The organism is Microbacterium sp. NPDC089190, assembly GCF_040701795.1.
GTDB classification, from domain to species: domain Bacteria; phylum Actinomycetota; class Actinomycetes; order Actinomycetales; family Microbacteriaceae; genus Microbacterium; species Microbacterium galbum.
This window is the reverse complement of record NZ_JBFBHF010000002.1, coordinates 49267-66728: the sequence shown is the minus strand read 5'-3', so window position 1 is coordinate 66728 and position 17462 is coordinate 49267. Positions and strand designations below refer to the sequence as shown.

Here is a 17462-nt window from a genome sequence, read left to right as displayed (position 1 = left end):
AGCCTTCCAGCGTATCGCCCGCAGCGCGCGTGAGTCGCCAGGATCTGTCGCTCCGCCGGTGTCGGAGGCGACGAATCGTGGAGACTCGCGCAAGAGCTCAGGGCATCGCGGCCTTCTGGGCCAGGATGCGGCGGGCGGCGGCATCCACCTTCGCGGCGAAGGCGGGGTCGGACTCGGCGCGCGACAGCACGGCCTGATGCATCTCGGGGTACACCGACGGGTCGGCCGAGACGAGCAGCAGGTCGACGCCGGCGTCGACCGCCAGCGTCGCCCGGTCGGCGGGCGACCAGGGCTGCACCTGGCGCGCGGCCGAGAGGTCGTCGACCGTGACCACCCCGTCGAACCCCACGCGGTCGCGCAGCACGCCCACCACCGCGGGGGAGAAGGCGGCGGGGGCCGAGGGGTCGATCTGCGCGGAGATCGCCGTCGAGAGCATGACGACGGCGGGCCCCTGCGGCAGCACCGTGGAGTACACGCCCACGTCGGGTCCGTCGGCGGTGACCGTGTCGTCCGTCACGCCCGTGGAGTAGTCGGTGTTGTCGTCGACGTGTCCGAGGCCCGGGAAATGCTTGAACGTCGGCAGCACCCCGCCGTCTCGCATCCCGGCGGCGAACGCACCCGCCTTCGCGGCGACCGTCGCCTCGTCGTAGCCGTACTCGCGGGCCAGCTCGCCGATCGGGGGATTGGATGCCGCGAACTCCGCGCTCGTGACGATGTCGGCGACCGGCGCGAGGTTCATGTTCACCCCCGCGGCGGCGAGCTGCGTCCCCCACGTCGCAGCGCTCGCGCGCAGGGCGACGTCATCGGACTGCGCCTGATCGAGCGCCGACGGGATGTCGTCGTATCCCGGACCCGACAGCACCTGCACCGTCCCGCCTTCCTGGTCGGTGGCGACCCACAGCGGCGGTCGACCCGCGGGCACCGTCGAGGTGAATCCGCTCACGAGGTTCGCGATCGCCTCCGTGCCGGCATCCGATCGTCCGTGCAGGAAGATCCCACCGATGTGGTCGTCCCGCACGGCCGCGACCGTCGTCGCATCGGCACCGTCGACCGAGGTGCCCACCATGAACAGCTGCCCGACCTTGTCGGCCAGGCTCATGCCGTCCAGGGGATCGGGCGTGCGCGTGGGACTGGGCGTCGGGGTGGGGGTGGGAGTGGCGGATGCCGTCGGGGTCGACGGGGCGGCCGCGGGCGCGCACCCGGCGAGGGCGAACGCTGCGGTCACGACGACCAGCGAGAAGCGGGCGGAGGTCTTCACCCCTCGATGCTGTCCCATCGACCTGAGTGTGCGGTCTCCGTGCGCGGGGGCGTGCGCCCGTCGGACGGCGACGTCGTGGTCGGGATCAGCCGTTGCCGGCCGAGCAGGTCGCCTGGTCCGCCTTCGTGCCGTTGATGTTCTGGGGCAGATCGACCACGCCCGGGGCGGCGCTCGCGTCGGGCGAGGCGGTGGCATCGGTGGCATCCGGAGCGGGGGTCTGCTCGGCCGGCGCGGTGGGCTCCTCGGTGGGAGCCGACGGGTCGGCGACCACGCCGCGGCCGGCTTCGCCGGTGATCGTGAGGGGCGCGTTGGCGGCGAGGGCCTCGAACAGCACCTGGGCCGAGGCCTCGTCGGGCGCGACGCGGTTGCTGTCGTACGGGTCGTCGACGACGGGGTACTGCACGAAGGTGATGTCGGAGAACGGCACGTCCTTGAGCGTGTACGCCAGCTGCGCGATGCGGACGGGGTCGGCGAGGCTCTCGCTCGGCTGGATGTTGTTGACGGCCGTGTTCGCCAGACCGATGAGGGTGCCCGGGTTCGACAGCACCTCGTCGCTGCGGAGCTTGTTGACCAGGCGCGACATGTACTGTTGCTGGTTGCCGATGCGGGCGAGGTCACTGCCGTCGCCGATGCCCTTGCGCGTGCGCAGGAAGGCGAGGGCGTCGAAACCCTTGACCGTGCGGGGGCCGGCTTCCCATTGGATGCCGGCATCCGGGTCGTCGATCCCCTCGCCGCCGATGCACACCTCGATGCCCCCGATCGCGTCGGTGATGTTGACGACGTTGCCGAAGCTGACCTTCGCGGCGAAGGGGATGCTCTGCCCGGTGAGGTTCGAGATGGTGTCGGCGACGCACGACAGACCGCCGTCTTCGAACGCGGTGTTGATCGAGGCGCGGTCGGTGCCGCCGAAGACGGCGCCGTCGTCGTTGGTGCACTCCGGGATCGCGACCTGCAGGTCGCGCGGGAACGACACCACGGTGGCGCGCCGCGGGTTCGCCGAGACGTACAGCAGCATGTTGACGTCGTTGCGCGCGCCGTCGTTCTCGGGGTCGGTGCAGCGCGGGCCGAACGCCGCGGCCACGACGTCGTCGCACTCGTCGGTGCCGACCACCAGCACCGCGAAGGGCTCGTTGTACTCGCTGAGGGCCGGGGGCTCGGCCGGGGCGTCCTTCAGCGGAACCGAGGCCTCCTGCAGGCGGCTCGTCAGCGACCAGGCGTAGAAGCCTCCCACCGCCACCCCGGCGACGACGATCACGGCCACGGCGATCGCGAGCAGGGTGAGCCCGCGGCGGAGCCCGGACTCGGGCCGGCGGCGCGCGTGCTTCGGGGCGGGGCTGGCGTGCATGGGGTCAGTCAACCACGCGGGAGCCGGCTCGTCCCGGTGCCGGGCCGCGCACCGGCTGCACGAGCGGCGCGGTGGTCACCTTCGGCGGAGCCGGGAGCAGCGATCAAACGCCCGGCTCGATTCCGCCGACCGCGCACGAGGGAGACGACGCGCAGACACGACGGCGGGGCGGCCGGATGACCCGGCCGCCCCGCCTCCTCGGCTCCTCGCGTCCTACTGCCCGCCCTCGGTGAGTGTCACGTCGATCGGCGTGTAGTCGCCGTCGACCGTGACCTCCTCGTCCTTCAGGGCGCTGAGAGCGGCTTCGATGTAGTCGTTGGAATACGCGGATGCCGCCGGCTCCGCCGTGATGAGGTTGAGCCCGTCCTGGTTGACCGCCTTGAGAGCGCCATCGACGGTCTTCTTCCAGGCGTCGGCGTCGATCATGCCGAAGTCGCCGCCGGTCCAGATGAGCTTGTTGACCTCGTTCATCTGCCACAGCTGGTGCGTGGGGCCGACCGGGAAGGCGTCGACGCCCGGGGCCGTCGCGGCGGTGTAGGTGATGTCCGCGGCCTCGGTGGGGTTGTCGCGCGCGAAGACCCAGCCCTTGATCACGGCCTTGAGGAAGCGCGTGGCGGCGTCGGCGTAGGCCGGGTCGTCGGCCAGGCGCGTCGTGTCCGCCCAGATGGCGTCCTGCAGCATCGCGCCCGCGGTGTCCTCGTACGAGATCACGTCGATGTCATCCATCGTGTAGAGCCTCCCCGTGGCGGGGTTCACCGTCTCGAGCAGCTGCGCGAGCTCGTTGTAGGTCATCGCTTGCGCGGCATCCACGTCTTTGTCGAGGAGGGCGTTCATCGAGAAGTCCTGCGTCGTGATCTGCACGGTCGAGGCGTCCAGGCCCTTGTCGGCCATGGCCGCGAAGATCTCCCACTCGTTTCCGAAGCCCCACGAGCCGATCCGCTTGCCCTCGAAGTCGTCGACGCTCGTGATGCCCGAGCCCTTCCACGACACCTGGGTGGTGCCCGACTTCTGGAACACCTGCGCGATGTCGGTCAGCTCGACGCCCTGGTTCTCGAGCGTCCCGAGAACCTTGGGTACCCACGCGACGGCGAAATCGACGTCGCCGGCGACGAGCGCGTCCTGCGGGACGATGTCGCCGCCGGAAGGCAGCACCTCGACGTCGTCGAAGCCCTCCTCCTGGAAGTAGCCCTTGTCGAGGGCGACGTAATAGCCGGCGAACTGCGCCTGCGGCAGCCACTGCAACTGCAGCTTCACCGAGGTGAGCGGGGTGAAGTCGGCGTCGGATGCCGCGGGCGCGGAGCCGCCGCCGGAGCAGGCGGAGAGCGCGAGGGCGGCGACGCCGACGCCGGCGATCGCGCCGAGCGTGCGTCGGGTGCTGTGTCTCATGGAAGGTCCTTCCGGTTCGGGTGGAGCGTGTGTCGGGTGGTGCAGGCTCTTTCGTCGGAGGGCGGACGCCGGTCAGCTCGGCGCACGGCCCGCGCCGAGGCGGCGGGTGACGAGGCGTTCGAGCAGCGAGGTGACGAGGAAGAAGACGAGGCCGATGACGATGCCCCCGCCCACGAACGCCCACGCGAGAGAGGCGCGGCCGGACTTGGCGTAGGTGGCGATCGCGGTGCCGATACCGTCGGCGGGCCCGCCGAAGTATTCGGCGACGAGGGCGGAGATGACGGCGAGGGATGCCGCGACCCGCACGCCCGTGACGAGATACGGCAGGGCCGTGGGGAGCGTGAGGCGCAGGAACGTCTGGCCCCCGCTCGCGGCGGTGGCGCGGAAGAAGTCGCGTTGGACGGGCCTGGTTTGACGGAGGCCGCGGAGGGTGTTGACGAACACCGGGACGAACGCGGCGATCCCGGCGACCGCCTGGCGACCGAACTGGCTCGACGCGCCGAACATCGTGTTGAAGATCGGGGTGAGCGCGACGATGGGGACGACGGCGAGCGCGGCGACGAGAGGTGCGGTCATGCCGTCGACGGGACGCCAGGTGGCGGCGAGGGCGGCGAACAGAATCGCGAGCAGGCTGCCGGCGACGAGGCCGACGAGGGCGTTCGTCCCCGTGATCCCCGCGGCCTCGGCGATCAGGCCGAAGCGATCGACGAACTCGTTCGCCACCGCGAAGGGGGCGGGCAGCATCCGTGGGGCGCTGCCCGAGGCGACGAAGGCGTACCACGCGGCGAGTCCGGCGACACCGACGACGAGGGGCGCCAGCAGCCGCACCCACCCGGGGAGTCGAGCGGCCGTCATCGCTCGTTCGCCCGGTGCAGGGGCGAGCCGTGGAGCGCTTCGCGGACGGCGGTGACGCGCGAGAAATACTCCGGCGACTCCCGGAGGAGGTCGTCGCGGGCCCGGCCCGGTCGGGTGTCGACGACCTCGGTGATCCGTCCGGGTCGGGGACTCATCACGACAACGCGATCGGAGAGGAACACCGCCTCGGGGATCGAGTGCGTGACGAAGACGACCGTGGCCCCGGTCTCGGCGGCGATGCGCGCGAGCTCGGACTGCAGCCGCTCGCGGGTCATCTCGTCGAGGGCGCCGAACGGCTCGTCCATCAGCAGCAGTCGCGGTGAGGCCGCGAGCGCGCGGGCGATCGCGACGCGCTGCTGCATGCCGCCGGACAGCTGGTCGGGGTAGCGCCCGACGAAGTCGGTGAGACCCACGAGGTCGGCGAGTTCGGCGACGCGCGCGTCGCGGCGGGCGCGGGTCCAGCGGTGCAGCTCGAGGGGCAGGGCGATGTTCGCCGCGACCGTGCGCCAGGGGAGGAGCCCCGCCTGCTGGAACGCGATGCCGTAGTCCTGGTCGAGTCGCGCCTGCCGCGCGGTCTTGCCCGCGAGGGTGAGCTCTCCACTGGTGGCCGTGTCGAGGTCGGCGATGAGACGCAACAGCGTCGACTTGCCGCAGCCGGAGGGGCCGATGAGCGAGACGAACTCCCCGGCGGCGATGTCGAGATCGACGTCGGTCAGGGCGATCACCTCGCCGCCGGCGCTCGGGAAGACCTTTCCGAGCCCGCGGGCCCGAACAGCGGTGGTGGTGGTCATGCGGTGTCCTCCCCGCGACGGAATCGATGAAGGGCGACGCCGATGAGGGCCACGCCGAGGGCCGCGACGAGTCCCATGACGACGGTGCCGAGAGTCGGCGCCCAGGGGGCGGCCGGGTCGGACGACGCCTGCCCGGCGAGCTGGATGAGCATGCGGCCGATCCCGCCGCGCAGTCCGATCGACACCTCGGCGACGACGGCGCCGACGACGGCGGATGCCGCCGCGAGACGCAGAGCGGGGAGCAGATGCGGCACGGCCGCGGGCAGGCGCAGGTGGACCAGCGTCTGCCACCACCCGGCGGAGCCTGACCGCATGAGGTCGAGGTGCAGGGCGTCCGGGGCATCGAGCCCGCGGAGCATGCCGATCGCGACGGGGAAGAACGCGAGGTACGACGCGATGAGGGCGACCGAGAGCCACTGCGGCCAGGGGAATCCGCCGCGGTCGATCTGCGTTCCGAGCGCGTTGACGACGGGCGCGAAGGCGATCAGCGGAACGATCTGGCTGACGACGATCCACGGGAGGAGGCCGGCTTCGACCAGCCGCCAGCGCTGCATCGCGATCCCCAGCAGGGCGCCGACGACGACGCCGATGAGCCATCCCAGGGCGGCCAGCCCGAGGGTCGTTCCGGCCGCCTGGAGTACCGAGAGGATCAGGGGCGGGGTGTCGCCCCCGCTTGTCGGGGCGAACATCCGCGCGACCATGTCCCACACGTGCGGCATGGCGCGGTCGTGGGTGCGGGGGAGCAGGATGACACCCGACCCCGCCGATCCGTCCCCGCCCACGGTCACGCCGTCCGCCGGTCCGAGGAACTTGTACAGCTCCCACAGCACGACGACCGCGGTCACTCCGGCGATTCCCCAGCCGATCCGGGCGGCCATCCCGCGTCCCCGCGAGGAGCGGGCCGCACCGACGACCTCGGTGGCGCCCGGGGTCAGGACCTGATCGGTCACGGGGTGCTCACTGCTTCGCCGTCACGTGCTCGGACAGCGAGGGGATGACCGTCTCGCCGTAGACCCGCATCGTCTCCTCCTTGTTGTCGTGCTGGAGGTAGCCGGCGAACTGGGTGACGCCCAGCGCCCGCAGTTTCTCGAGCTTGGCGACGTGCTCCTCGGCGGTGCCGAGCACGCAGAACCGCTCGACGATCTCGTCGGGCACGAAGTCGACGTGGTCGTTGTCGCTCTTGCCGTGCGAGTTGTAGTCGTACCCGGTGCGCCCGGCGATGTAGTCGGTGAGCGCGGCGGGCACGTCGGAGCCGACGCCGTACTTCGCGACGATGTCGGCGACGTGGTTTCCCACCATCCCGCCGAACCATCGGCATTGCTCTCGCATGTGCGCGCGGCTCTCCGGAGTGTCCTCACCGATGTACATCGGTGCGGCCACGCAGAAGGCGATCTCGTCGGGGTCGCGGCCGACGTTCTCGGCGGCCTGACGGACCGTCTTGATCATCCACTCCGCGATGTCGAGGTCGGCCAGTTGCAGGATGAACCCGTCGCCCACCTCGCCGGTCAACTTCAGGGCGAGCGGGCCGTAGGCCGCCACCCACACGTCGAGCTTCGATCCGCGGCTCCAGGGGAACTGCAGCGTCGCGCCGTTGTACTCGACGGCTCGGGAGTTGCCGAGCTCCCTGATGACGTGGATCGACTCCCGCAGCGCTTTCAGAGTCGTGGGCCGACCGTTGGTGACGCGCACCGCCGAGTCGCCGCGGCCGATGCCGCAGATCGTGCGGTTGCCGTACATCTCGTTGAGGGTCGCGAAAGTGGAGGCCGTGACGGTCCAGTCCCGGGTCGCGGGGTTGGTCACGAACGGTCCGACGGTGACCCGTCGCGTGGCTGCGAGGATCGCCGAGTGCACGACGTAGGGCTCCTCCCACAGCAGGTGCGAGTCGAAGGTCCAGACGTGGCTGAAGCCGTGGGCCTCGGCCAGCTGCGAGAGCTGGACCGTGCGGGCGGCGGGCGGGTTGGTCTGCAGGACGACGCCGAAATCCATGGGGTCTCCTCTCAGACCAGGTACTGGCTCAGGCCGCGCTTGACGAAGCGTCCGTCGCCCTTGGCGCCGAGGTACGCGCCGTCGTCGACGACGACCTTGCCGCGCGAGATGACCGTGTCGACGTGCCCGTCGATCTCGAAGCCCTCCCACGCGGAGTGGTCCATGTTCATGTGGTGGGTCTTGCCGACTCCGATCGAGGTGTGTCCGGCCGGGTCGTAGACGACGATGTCGGCGTCGGCGCCGGGGGCGATGACGCCCTTCTTGCCGTACATGCCGAACATGCGCGCCGGGGTCGTGCTGGTCAGCTCGACCCAGCGCTCCAGGGTGATCTGCCCCGTCACGACGCCCTGGTACATGAGGTCCATCCGGTGCTCGACTGAGCCGATGCCGTTGGGGATCGCCCGGAAGTCGCCCTGGCCGAGTGTCTTCTGGTCCTTCATGCAGAAGGGGCAGTGGTCGGTCGACACCATCTGGACGTCGTTCGTACGCAGCGCTTGCCACATGTGGTGCTGGTGGCCCTCGTGCTTCGACCGCAGGGGAGTGGAGCACACCCACTTGGCGCCCTCGAAGTCGCCCCACTCGTCGCTCGAGGCGCCGAGCTGGTCTTCGAGCGAGAGATAGAGGTATTGCGGGCACGTCTCGCCGAAGACGTTCTGCCCGTTGTCGCGGGCCCACGCGAGCTGTTCGACGGCCTGCTTGGCGCTGACGTGCACGACGTACAGCGGCGCGCCGGTGAGGTGCGACAGCATGATCGCGCGGTGGGTGGCCTCCTCTTCCATCTGCCACGCGCGGGCGACGCCGTGGAAGTACGGCGAGGTCTTGTTCTTCTCGATCAGCTGTTCCGCGAGCACGTCGATGACCGGGCCGTTCTCGGCGTGCATCATCGTCAGCAACCCCGTGTCGGCCGCGACCTGCATCGCGCGGAGGATCTGCGCGTCGTCGGCGTAGAAGACCCCCGGGTACGCCATGAACATCTTGAAGCTCGAGATGCCCTCGTCGATCAATCCGGGCAGAGCGGCGAGGGAGTCGGAATCCACTCCTCCGACGATCTGGTGGAACCCGTAGTCGATCGCGCAGTTACCCGCCGCGAGCTCGTGCCAGTGGGCGAGGCCGTCCTGCACGCGCTCGCCGGCGCGCTGCACGGCGAAGTCGACGATGGTGGTCGTTCCGCCCCACGCCGCGGCTCGGGTCCCGGTCTCGAAGGTGTCGGAGGCGCTCGTACCGCCGAACGGCAGCTGCATGTGCGTGTGCGCGTCGATGCCGCCCGGGATGACGTACTTGCCCGTGGCGTCGATGACGGTGTCGACGGATGCCGCGAGGTCATGGCCGAGCAGGGTGGAGCCGGGCGCGAGGACCGCGGCGATCGTCTCGCCGTCCAGCAGCACGTCGGCGGCGGTGCGGCCGGTGGCCGAGACGACGGTGCCGCCGGAGACGAGGGTGGTGCCCACGGTCAGGCCTCCACGATCTCGCCGTAGGTGTCCGGCCGGCGGTCGCGGTAGAACTGCCAGTCGTCGCGCATCTGCTGGACGAGGTCCATGTCCAGGTCGCGGACGAGGATCTCCTCGTGCTCCGACGAGCCCACCGCGCCGACGTGGTTGCCGCGCGGGTCGATCACCTGGCTGGTCCCGTAGAACGACACGGCCTCGTCGCCGTACTCGTTGTCCTCGCGGCCGACCCGGTTGGGCTGCAGAACGAAGTAGCCGTTGGCGACCGCGGCGCAGGGACCCTCGACCTCCCACAGGCGGTTGGAGAGCCCGGGCTTGGTCGCGTTGGGGTTGAAGACCATGTGCGCGCCGTTCAGGCCCAGCTCGCGCCAGCCTTCGGGGAAGTGCCGGTCGTAGCAGATGTACATGCCGACCTTGCCGACCGCGGTGTCGAAGACGGGGTAGCCGAGGTTGCCGGGACGGAAGTAGAACTTCTCCCAGAACTTGTCGAGGTGCGGGATGTGGTTCTTGCGGTAGCTGCCGAGCACCGTGCCGTCCGCGTCGACGAGGACCGAGGTGTTGTAGTAGACCCCGGTCTGTGCCTCTTCGTAGATGGGGAGCACCGAGACCAGCCCGAGTTCCTTCGCGAGTGCGGCGAAGCGCTGCACGATCGGACCGTCGACCGGCTCGGCGTAGCGGTAGTACTTCTGGTCCTGCGTGATGCCGAAGTAGGGACCGTAGAACAGCTCCTGGAAGCACACGACCTGCGCTCCGGCCGCAGCGGCATCCCGCGCGAACTGCTCGTGCTTGTCGAGCATCGATTCCTTGTCGCCGGTCCACGTCGTCTGCGTGATGGCCGCTCGCACCGTCGTCATCGGGTTCTCCTCGCTCTCGACCGCGCGCCCGCCCGGTCGTGTCGTGTTCTGTTACTGTCGCGCCTGAACATTTCCCGACGATTTCCACGAGTGACACCCCCGTAAATTGGAGGACCGGATGCTGGCGCCCGACACCCTCGTCGAACGCACCGCCGCGGGCCTCGCCGCGGAGATCGCGCGCTTGGTCAGCGAGGGCACGCTCCCGCCGGGCGACCGGCTCCCGACCGTGCGCCAGGTCGCCGCCGCGCTCGAGGTGTCGACCGGCACGGTCGCCACCGCGTGGCGTGCGCTCGCCGACGCCGGCGTCGTCACGTCCCGGGGGCGCGCGGGGACGTTCGTGCGCACCGAGAAGCGCGAATGGCTGAGTCCGCGGGTCCGGGGGCTCTCCGCTCCCGCGGTCGGCGCGGGGGTCGCCGTACCGCCCGGACTCGGCGACGGTCGCCGGGGTGCGGCATCCGTCGCCCTCGACCTCTCTCTGGGCACACCCGATCCGGCGATGCTCCCTTCGCTCGAGCGCGCTCTCGCTCTCGCCCGACCGCGCGCCGACACCGGTCGCTACCACGACCTGCCCGTGCTGCCGGAGCTGCACGACCTGCTGCGCGAGCAGTGGCCGGTACGCGGCGTCGAGGCGATCACCGTGGTCGACGGAGCGTTCGACGGGATCTCGCGCACGGTCGAACAGGTCGTCCGCTTCGGCGATCGCGTGGCCGTCGAATCCCCGGGGTTCCCGTACATCTTCGACCTCGTCGAGGCGGCGGGCGGCGTCCCCCTGCCCCTGCAGAGCGACCGCGACGGCATCCTTCCCGCCTCGCTCGCGCTCGCCCTCGCTCAGCGTCCGTCCACCCTCGTGCTGCAGCCGCGCGCCCAGAACCCGACCGGGGTTTCGATGTCGATCGATCGCGCGCGACGGCTCGCCGACGTTCTGCTGACGGTGCCCGGGGGCACGCGCGTCACCGTGATCGAGGACGACCACTCGGCGCTGATCACGTCGGCGCCGCCGGTGACGCTCGCGCTGTGGATCCCGGGCCAGGTGGTGCACGTTCGCGGATTCTCGAAGTCGCACGGACCCGACCTGCGGATCGCGGCCCTGGGGGGCCCGTCCGAGATCGTCGAGCGCATCATCCGCCGCCGCATGCTCGGTCCCGGGTGGACTTCGCGGCTCCTCCAATCGATCCTGCTCGAGCTCCTCACCGATGCCCGCTCGATCGCCCCGGTGCGCACCGCGCGGCTCATCTACCGTGACCGTCTCGACCGCCTCGCCGCCGCGCTCCGCCGTCTCGGCGTCGAGGTGGGGGAGCCCGACGGGATCAACCTGTGGATGCCGGTGCGCGACGAACGCGCGGCGCTCGTGCACCTCGCGGCCGAGGGGATCGCGGTGGCCGCGGGGACGCCCTTCGTCATCGACGCCCCCGAGATCGCCGGATCGGGCGCCGCCGGATCGGGCGGCGCCAGTGCCGAGGGGGCGGGTGTCGGCGGGTGGGTCCGCGTGACGGGCGGCTCCGTCATCGAGAACGTGCGGCTCGTGGCCGAGGCGCTCGCTCGGGCGGCGTTCGCGCCTCCCGCGTCGTGACCCTCGCGGGGCGCGTCAACCCCGGCGCCCCATCCGTCCGCCTCTTCTAGGCTCGATCCATGACCGTTCCTTCTGTTCAGCTCAACGACGGAAACTCCATCCCCCAGCTCGGCTACGGCGTGTTCCTCGTGCCCGCCGACGACGCCGAGCGCGCCGTGTCCGAGGCCCTCGAGGTCGGCTACCGCCACATCGACACCGCCGCCATCTACAAGAACGAAGAGGGTGTCGGCCGCGCCATCGCCGCCAGCGGCATCCCTCGTGACGAGCTCTTCGTCACCACCAAGCTCTGGAACGACCGCCACGACGGCGACGAGCCGCTCGCCGCGATCGACGAGAGCCTGCAGAAGCTGCAGCTCGACGCCGTCGACCTCTACCTCATCCACTGGCCGACGCCGAAGAACGACAACTACGTCCACGCGTGGCAGAAGATGATCGAGATCCGCGAGGCGGGCAAGACGCGCTCGATCGGCGTCTCGAACTTCCTCGTGCCGCACCTCGACCGCATCGTCGCCGAGACCGGTGTGACCCCCGTGGTCGACCAGATCGAGCTGCACCCCGCCCTCAGCCAGCGCGAGATCGCGGCCTGGGGCCAGGAGCACGACATGCACATCGAGTCGTGGGGCCCGCTCGGCCAGGGCAAGTACGACCTGTTCGAGATCCCCGCGGTGAAGGATGCCGCCGAAGCCCACGGCAAGAGCCCCGCTCAGGCCGTGCTGCGCTGGCACATCCAGCACGGGTTCATCGTGTTCCCCAAGTCGGTGCGCCGCGAGCGCCTCGAGGAGAACTTCGACCTGTTCGACTTCGAGCTCACCGCCGACGAGATGGCCGCGATCGACGCCGTCGACCCCGGCGACGGCTCCGGCCGCGTCGGCACGCACCCCGACGACCTCAACTGACGCCGGGCGCGATGTGAACCGCCTCGCGAACGCCTCGAGCCCCTACCTGCGGGCCCACGCCGACAATCCCGTCGCGTGGTTCCCGTGGGGGGCCGAGGCGTTCGCGCTCGCGGCCGAGAGAGACGTCCCCGTGATGATCTCGATCGGGTACAGCACCTGCCACTGGTGCCACGTCATGGCGCGGGAGTCGTTCCAGGATGCCGAGACCGCCGGTATCCTGAACGACGGCTTCGTGTCGATCAAGGTCGATCGTGAAGAGAACCCCGACGTCGACGCCGCTTATCTCGACGCCGCCTCCGCCTTCACCCCCCACCTGGGCTGGCCCCTCACCGTCTTCGCGTCCCCCGAGGGCCGCGTCTTCTATGCGGGCACCTACTTCCCGCCCGCGCCCCGCCCGCCGCAGCCCTCGTTCCGCCAGGTGCTCGCCGCGGTCCGCGAGGCGTGGACCGAGCGACGCGCCGAGGTGGATGCCACCGGCTCCTCGCTCCGCGACGCCCTCGCCGCCGCCGCGACGGCCCCCGTCGACGCGGCACCGACCCTCGACCAGCTCGCCGCCGCCGCGCGCACGGTCGCCGCGCGCGAGGACCGCGAATACGCCGGCTTCGCCGCCGGCCCCGCGTTCGAGACGCCGAAGTTCCCGAACACCCCTGTGCTGCGGTTCCTGCAGCACCCCGCTCTGGCGTCGGAGGCTCCGGATGCCGCGGCCGTGGCATCCCGCGCTCTCTCCGCCATGGTGGACTCCGACCTGCACGACACCGTCGAGGGCGGTTTCTTCCGCTACGCCACGCGGCGCGATTGGAGCGTGCCGCACTACGAGCGCATGCTGACCGACAACGCCGGGCTCGTCGAGATCGCGCTCGCGGCGGGGGATGAGGCTGCGGCCACGGATGCCGCGCGCTTCCTCGTCGACGTCCTTCAACTGCCGTCGGGCGGCATCGCCGCGGCGCAGGACTCCGAGTCGATCATCGACGGCGTCCGCAACGAGGGCGGGTACTACCGCGTCGCCGACCGCTCGGGGCTGCAGCCTCCGGCCCTCGACGCGAAGGTCGTCACCGGCTGGAACGGGCACGCGATCGCCGCGCTGGCCACCGCCGGCACCCGTACCGACCCGCGCTTGCTCGAAGCCGCTCGCTGGGCCGCCGACGCGGTCCTCGAGAGCAACGTCGCCGATGACGGCACGCTCCGCCGCGCCTCGCTCGACGAGGTGCGCTCCACGGCCCCCGCGACTCTCGAGGACTACGGGGGCCTCGCCCGCGGCCTCCTCGCCCTCGCCCGCGCGACCGGCGAGGTGGCCTACGCCGAGCGGGCACGGGCGCTGGTCGACCTGTGCCTGGGTGACGACGGCATCCATCCGCCCGGCGGCGGAGACGCGGTGCTCGTCGCGCAGGGCATGCAGCCCCACGGGGTTCCCACCGACGGTGCGTCGCCGTCGGGTCCGTCGGTGTTCGCGGCCGCGTCCCTCGACCTCTGGCGCCTCGGTGCGGGGGAGCGCTACCGCGCCGCCGCCGACGCCCTCGTGCGCGGCGCCGCCGACGTCGCCCTCGCCTCGCCGCTCGCGCACGGGGCGATCCTCGAGGTCGCGACGGGGCTCGCCACGGCACCGCGTCAGGTGGTCGTGGTGGGAGAGGCGGATGCCGAGATCGCCGATGCCGCGCGCCGGGTCGCCGCCGACGTCGTCGCGGTGGTCTCTCCTGCGCAGGCGCAGGCGTTCGCCGCGGCCGGGTTCGAGCTCTTCGCGAGCAAGGTCGCGCAGAACGGGGAAGCCACGGCCTACGACTGCCGGGCGTTCACCTGCGCGTTGCCGACGACGGACCCGGGCCGGCTGGTCTGAGGAGAGCGAGTCGAAGTGGTCGTTCCCGGCATCCGCTCACTCCAACAGGTGCCGTAAGAACCTCCCCGGCGCCTCCAGAAACCCTCGGTGCAACCGCACCAGCTCCAGGTCGTCCCAGGAGCTCTCGCGGATGCCCCACTCGCCCAGCTCGAGGATCGTCGCGCCCGGCAGCGCCGCCAGCACGGGGGAGTGCGTCGCGCAAATGACCTGGGTCCCGCGCGAACGCATGCGGTCGAGGGACGCCAGCCAGCGCAGCGTGGAGGAGAACGACAGAGCCGCCTCGGGCTCATCCAGGCAGGCGAGGCCCGCGACGTATCGCTCGTGGTCGAGCACCTCGTCGAGGAGGCTGTTGAACGACTCGCCGTGGCTCATCTCGTGGAGGCTCGGCGCCGGGCCACCGAGATCGTCTCGCCACGAGTAGTAGCCGTGCATCGTCTCGGCCCGCAGGAAGAAGCCCCACCGCGGAGCACGTGGGCTCCGCTCGATCCGCAACCACTCGCCGAGCGGGCTCTCGGTGCGCCGTGTCTCGCCTCCGCCGTTGATCGACCCGCCCTCAGCGGGCAGACCCGCCGCCTCGGCGATGCCCTCGATGAGCGTCGACTTGCCCGACCCGTTCTCCCCGACGAGGAAGGTCACACCGGGGCCGAACTCCCACCCGTCCGCCCCGGCGACGTCGAGGAAGTGCGCCACCGCCGGCACGGTCGCCGGCCACGCCCCGCGGTCCACCGGCGCGTCCCGGAACAGCTTCACCCGCTGCACCGGCCGCGGGTCGTGCAGCCACTCGTCTCCTCGCGTCACGCTCGCCCCCTCGGCATTCGTCTGGACCCGTCAGATCCAGGTGGGCAGCCAGTTGTGCAGTCGCCAGAACTCGTACGGCACGGGGAGCCCCGCCCACACCGGATACCAGAATGCCGAGACGACGACGCAGAGCCCCAGGAAGGCGAGCACGATGATCTGGCCGCTCAGACGGCTCGAGCCCCTCACCCCCCGCGCGATCTCGCGCAGCGTGAACGCGAGGGCCAGCACGAGGAAGGGCAGCATCGCGACCGTGTAGAACTGGAAGATCGTGCGCTCGGGATAGAGCAGCCACGGCACGTAGGTCGCCGCCAGCCCCGTCAGGACGAGGGCGTAGCGCCAGTCGCGAATCATGACGAACCGCACGAGCAGGAAGAGGGATGCCGCGACGCCCGCCCACCAGATGATCGGGTTCGCGATGCTCGAGATCGCCTCGGTGCAGCCCGAGGGCAGGGCGCAGCCGTTGACGCCCGCGTCATCCTGGTGCCAGTACATCGAGGTGGGACGGATCAGCAGCGGCCACTGCCACGCGGGGCTCGCGTAGCTGTGCGGGGTGACGAGGCCCACGTGGAAGGCGTACATCTCCTGGTGATACGCCCACAGGCGCTGGAGCGGCTCGGGGACCCACGCCCAGAAGCCGGTCGCATCCACCGGCGTCCCGCGCTTGTACCCGCCGGTGGTGAAGAGCCACCCCGACCAGCTGGCGACGTAGACGACGGCGGCCACCGGCACGAGCAGCACGAAGGATGCCAGGCCCTGGCGCACGGCATCCATCGGCCATTGCACGATGCCGGCGCGGCGGCGCGCGAGCGCGTCGGTGACGACGGCGTAGACGCCGACGGCGGCGATCACGTACAGGCCCGACCACTTCACGGCCGTGGCGGCCCCCGCGGCGACGCCGGCGGCGAGCAGCCACGGGCGATTCCACAGGATCGGCCCCCACATCGGATGCTCGAGTCCGCGCGCCGCGACGAGGCCGGCCATCCGGTCGCCGGAGCGACGGTGGTCGAGGGCGACGAACCAGAACGTCAGCACGATGAAGAACGTCAGGAAGATGTCGAGCAGCGCGATGCGGCTGAGCACGATGCCGAGACCGTCGATGGCGAAGAGTCCGGATGCCACGGTGGCGAGGGGGATCGACCGGGTGAGCGTCCGCGCGAAGAGGTAGATGGCGAGCACCGTCGCCGTGCCGATGACGGCGGCCGAGATGCGCCACCCGGTGGCCGAGTCCGGTCCGAGCAGGGCCATCCCCGCGCCGATGAGGATCCGGCCCAGCGGGGGGTGCACGACGTAGCTGCCGATCCCGGTGAACACGTCGGTGTCGCCGGCCGCGAAGCTCGCGTCGGCGTCGTCGGGCCACGTCGAGGGGAAGCCCAGCACCCACTGGCTCCAGGCGTCTTTGACGTAGTACGTCTCGTCGAACACCAATTGGTGCGGGTTGCCGATGTCGACGAGGCGCAGCACGGCGGCCACGAGGGTCACGAGGGTCGGCGCGAGCCATCGCCAGAGCCGCATCCCGCGGGGGGTGGAGAGCAGAGCGTCGCGCCAGCGATCGAGGCGCGTCTGCTCGTCGGGGAGCAGGGGGGAGACGGCTGTGCTCACGGCCCCCAGCCTAAGGTGGAACGGTGATCATCCTCGCGGCGACCCCCATCGGCAACCTGGGTGACGCCTCGCGGCGTCTCGTCGAAGCCCTCGAGAACGCCACGGTCGTCGCCGCCGAAGACACCCGCACGACGCAGCGCCTGCTCGCGGGCCTCGGCGTCGAGAACCGCCCGCGTCTGATCGCCCTGCACGACCACAACGAGAAGGAGCGCGCGGCGGAGCTCGTCGAGCTCGCCCGCGTCGACGATCTGCTGGTGCTGAGCGACGCCGGCATGCCGACGGTCAGCGATCCCGGGTTCGGCCTGGTGGCCGCCGCCGCGGCCGCGGGCGTCACCGTCACGGCCCTTCCCGGCCCCAGCGCGGTCGTCACCGCGCTCGCCGTGGCGGGCCTGCCGACCGACCGGTTCGCGTTCGAGGGCTTTCCGCGCCGCAAGCCCGGCGAACGTCGCCGGGCCTTCGCGCAGCTCGCGTCGGAGGAGCGGACCCTCGTCTTCTTCGAGTCGCCGTCGCGGTTGGCATCCACCCTCGACGACCTCGCCGCGGCGTTCGGCGCCGATCGCCCCGCCGCCGTCTGCCGCGAGCTGACGAAGCTCTACGAAGAGGTCAAGCGGGGCCCCCTCGGCGAGCTCGCCGCGTGGGCGGCGGAGGGCGTGCGCGGTGAGATCGCGATCGTCGTGGGCGGCGCCTCGGCGCGCGAGGTGGCGTTCCCGGATGCCGTGGCCCAGACCCTCGAGCTCGTCCGCAGCGGCACGCGGCTCAAGGAGGCCGCGGCCGAGGTGTCGTCGCAGACCGGTCACTCCTCGCGCGAGCTCTACCAGGCCGCTCTGGCCGCACGCTAGCCGCGCGCT

General features: G+C 71.2%; 15 protein-coding genes. 4 read left to right on the top strand and 11 right to left on the bottom strand.

Features of this window, described 5'->3' with window-relative positions:
* Window positions 1-97 precede the first annotated feature (97 nt).
* The 9 genes from AB0230_RS06140 to AB0230_RS06100 form a co-directional block, all read right to left on the bottom strand.
* Complete coding sequence (locus AB0230_RS06140) at window positions 98-1258, bottom strand: glycoside hydrolase family 3 N-terminal domain-containing protein (RefSeq protein WP_366374601.1); 1161 nt, start codon at window positions 1256-1258, stop codon at window positions 98-100.
* Window positions 1259-1343: 85 nt separating this feature from the next.
* Complete coding sequence (locus AB0230_RS06135) at window positions 1344-2603, bottom strand: LCP family protein (protein WP_366374599.1); 1260 nt, start codon at window positions 2601-2603, stop codon at window positions 1344-1346.
* Window positions 2604-2816: 213 nt separating this feature from the next.
* The gene (locus tag AB0230_RS06130; RefSeq protein WP_366374597.1) at window positions 2817-3989 is read right to left on the bottom strand and encodes an ABC transporter substrate-binding protein; all 1173 of its coding nucleotides are present in this window, start codon (window positions 3987-3989) and stop codon (window positions 2817-2819) included.
* A 72-nt stretch (window positions 3990-4061) separates the two neighbouring features.
* Complete coding sequence (locus AB0230_RS06125) at window positions 4062-4844, bottom strand: ABC transporter permease subunit (RefSeq protein WP_363578607.1); 783 nt, start codon at window positions 4842-4844, stop codon at window positions 4062-4064.
* Window positions 4841-5635: an ABC transporter ATP-binding protein gene (locus AB0230_RS06120; protein WP_315994660.1), complete on the bottom strand. Its 795-nt coding sequence runs from the start codon at window positions 5633-5635 to the stop codon at window positions 4841-4843. The genes AB0230_RS06125 and AB0230_RS06120 overlap by 4 nt, the downstream gene beginning before the upstream one ends.
* Window positions 5632-6585 (bottom strand): ABC transporter permease subunit, encoded by a 954-nt coding sequence (locus AB0230_RS06115; RefSeq protein ID WP_363578609.1) that lies wholly within the window; start codon window positions 6583-6585, stop codon window positions 5632-5634. The genes AB0230_RS06120 and AB0230_RS06115 overlap by 4 nt, the downstream gene beginning before the upstream one ends.
* Before the next feature lie 7 nt (window positions 6586-6592).
* On the bottom strand, window positions 6593-7621 hold the full coding sequence (locus AB0230_RS06110) for a TIGR03842 family LLM class F420-dependent oxidoreductase (RefSeq protein ID WP_366374594.1): 1029 nt from the start codon (window positions 7619-7621) through the stop codon (window positions 6593-6595).
* Between the two features lie 11 nt (window positions 7622-7632).
* Entirely contained in the window at window positions 7633-9069 is a 1437-nt protein-coding gene (gene hydA, locus AB0230_RS06105; protein ID WP_363389560.1) for a dihydropyrimidinase, read from the bottom strand.
* Between the two features lie 2 nt (window positions 9070-9071).
* Complete coding sequence (locus AB0230_RS06100) at window positions 9072-9920, bottom strand: nitrilase-related carbon-nitrogen hydrolase (RefSeq protein WP_315994656.1); 849 nt, start codon at window positions 9918-9920, stop codon at window positions 9072-9074.
* A 118-nt stretch (window positions 9921-10038) separates the two neighbouring features.
* On the opposite strand from AB0230_RS06100, the gene AB0230_RS06095 reads away from it, so the two are divergent.
* Genes AB0230_RS06095 through AB0230_RS06085 form a run of 3 tightly spaced genes read left to right on the top strand, consistent with a single transcriptional unit; the run spans window position 10039 to window position 14217 of the window.
* On the top strand, window positions 10039-11490 hold the full coding sequence (locus tag AB0230_RS06095) for an aminotransferase class I/II-fold pyridoxal phosphate-dependent enzyme (protein WP_366374591.1): 1452 nt from the start codon (window positions 10039-10041) through the stop codon (window positions 11488-11490).
* 59 nt (window positions 11491-11549) lie between these two features.
* Window positions 11550-12386: an aldo/keto reductase gene (locus AB0230_RS06090; protein WP_315994654.1), complete on the top strand. Its 837-nt coding sequence runs from the start codon at window positions 11550-11552 to the stop codon at window positions 12384-12386.
* 13 nt (window positions 12387-12399) lie between these two features.
* A complete protein-coding gene (locus AB0230_RS06085; protein ID WP_366374589.1) occupies window positions 12400-14217 on the top strand; it encodes a DUF255 domain-containing protein in 1818 nt (605 codons plus the stop codon).
* A 36-nt stretch (window positions 14218-14253) separates the two neighbouring features.
* On the opposite strand, the gene AB0230_RS06080 is transcribed toward AB0230_RS06085, so the two are convergent.
* Complete coding sequence (locus AB0230_RS06080) at window positions 14254-15015, bottom strand: AAA family ATPase (RefSeq protein WP_315994652.1); 762 nt, start codon at window positions 15013-15015, stop codon at window positions 14254-14256.
* Between the two features lie 30 nt (window positions 15016-15045).
* Window positions 15046-16614, bottom strand: a complete 1569-nt coding sequence (locus AB0230_RS06075) for a phospholipid carrier-dependent glycosyltransferase (RefSeq protein ID WP_366374586.1) — start codon at window positions 16612-16614, stop codon at window positions 15046-15048.
* A gap of 23 nt (window positions 16615-16637) precedes the next feature.
* Between AB0230_RS06075 and rsmI the strand changes: the two genes are divergently transcribed.
* The gene (rsmI, locus tag AB0230_RS06070; protein ID WP_366374584.1) at window positions 16638-17453 is read left to right on the top strand and encodes a 16S rRNA (cytidine(1402)-2'-O)-methyltransferase; all 816 of its coding nucleotides are present in this window, start codon (window positions 16638-16640) and stop codon (window positions 17451-17453) included.
* The last annotated feature ends 9 nt before the right edge of the window (window positions 17454-17462 follow it).

Excerpts from the sequence above, each read along its gene's own strand:
- AB0230_RS06100 (WP_315994656.1), bottom strand. The coding sequence starts at position 9,920 with ATGACGACGGTGCGAGCGGCCATCACGCAGACGACGTGGACCGGCGAC.
- AB0230_RS06110 (WP_366374594.1), bottom strand. The coding sequence starts at position 7,621 with ATGGATTTCGGCGTCGTCCTGCAGACCAACCCGCCCGCCGCCCGCACG.
- AB0230_RS06090 (WP_315994654.1), top strand. The coding sequence starts at position 11,550 with ATGACCGTTCCTTCTGTTCAGCTCAACGACGGAAACTCCATCCCCCAG.
- AB0230_RS06130 (WP_366374597.1), bottom strand. The coding sequence starts at position 3,989 with ATGAGACACAGCACCCGACGCACGCTCGGCGCGATCGCCGGCGTCGGC.
- AB0230_RS06135 (WP_366374599.1), bottom strand. The coding sequence starts at position 2,603 with ATGCACGCCAGCCCCGCCCCGAAGCACGCGCGCCGCCGGCCCGAGTCC.
- AB0230_RS06120 (WP_315994660.1), bottom strand. The coding sequence starts at position 5,635 with ATGACCACCACCACCGCTGTTCGGGCCCGCGGGCTCGGAAAGGTCTTC.
- AB0230_RS06125 (WP_363578607.1), bottom strand. The coding sequence starts at position 4,844 with ATGACGGCCGCTCGACTCCCCGGGTGGGTGCGGCTGCTGGCGCCCCTC.
- AB0230_RS06095 (WP_366374591.1), top strand. The coding sequence starts at position 10,039 with ATGCTGGCGCCCGACACCCTCGTCGAACGCACCGCCGCGGGCCTCGCC.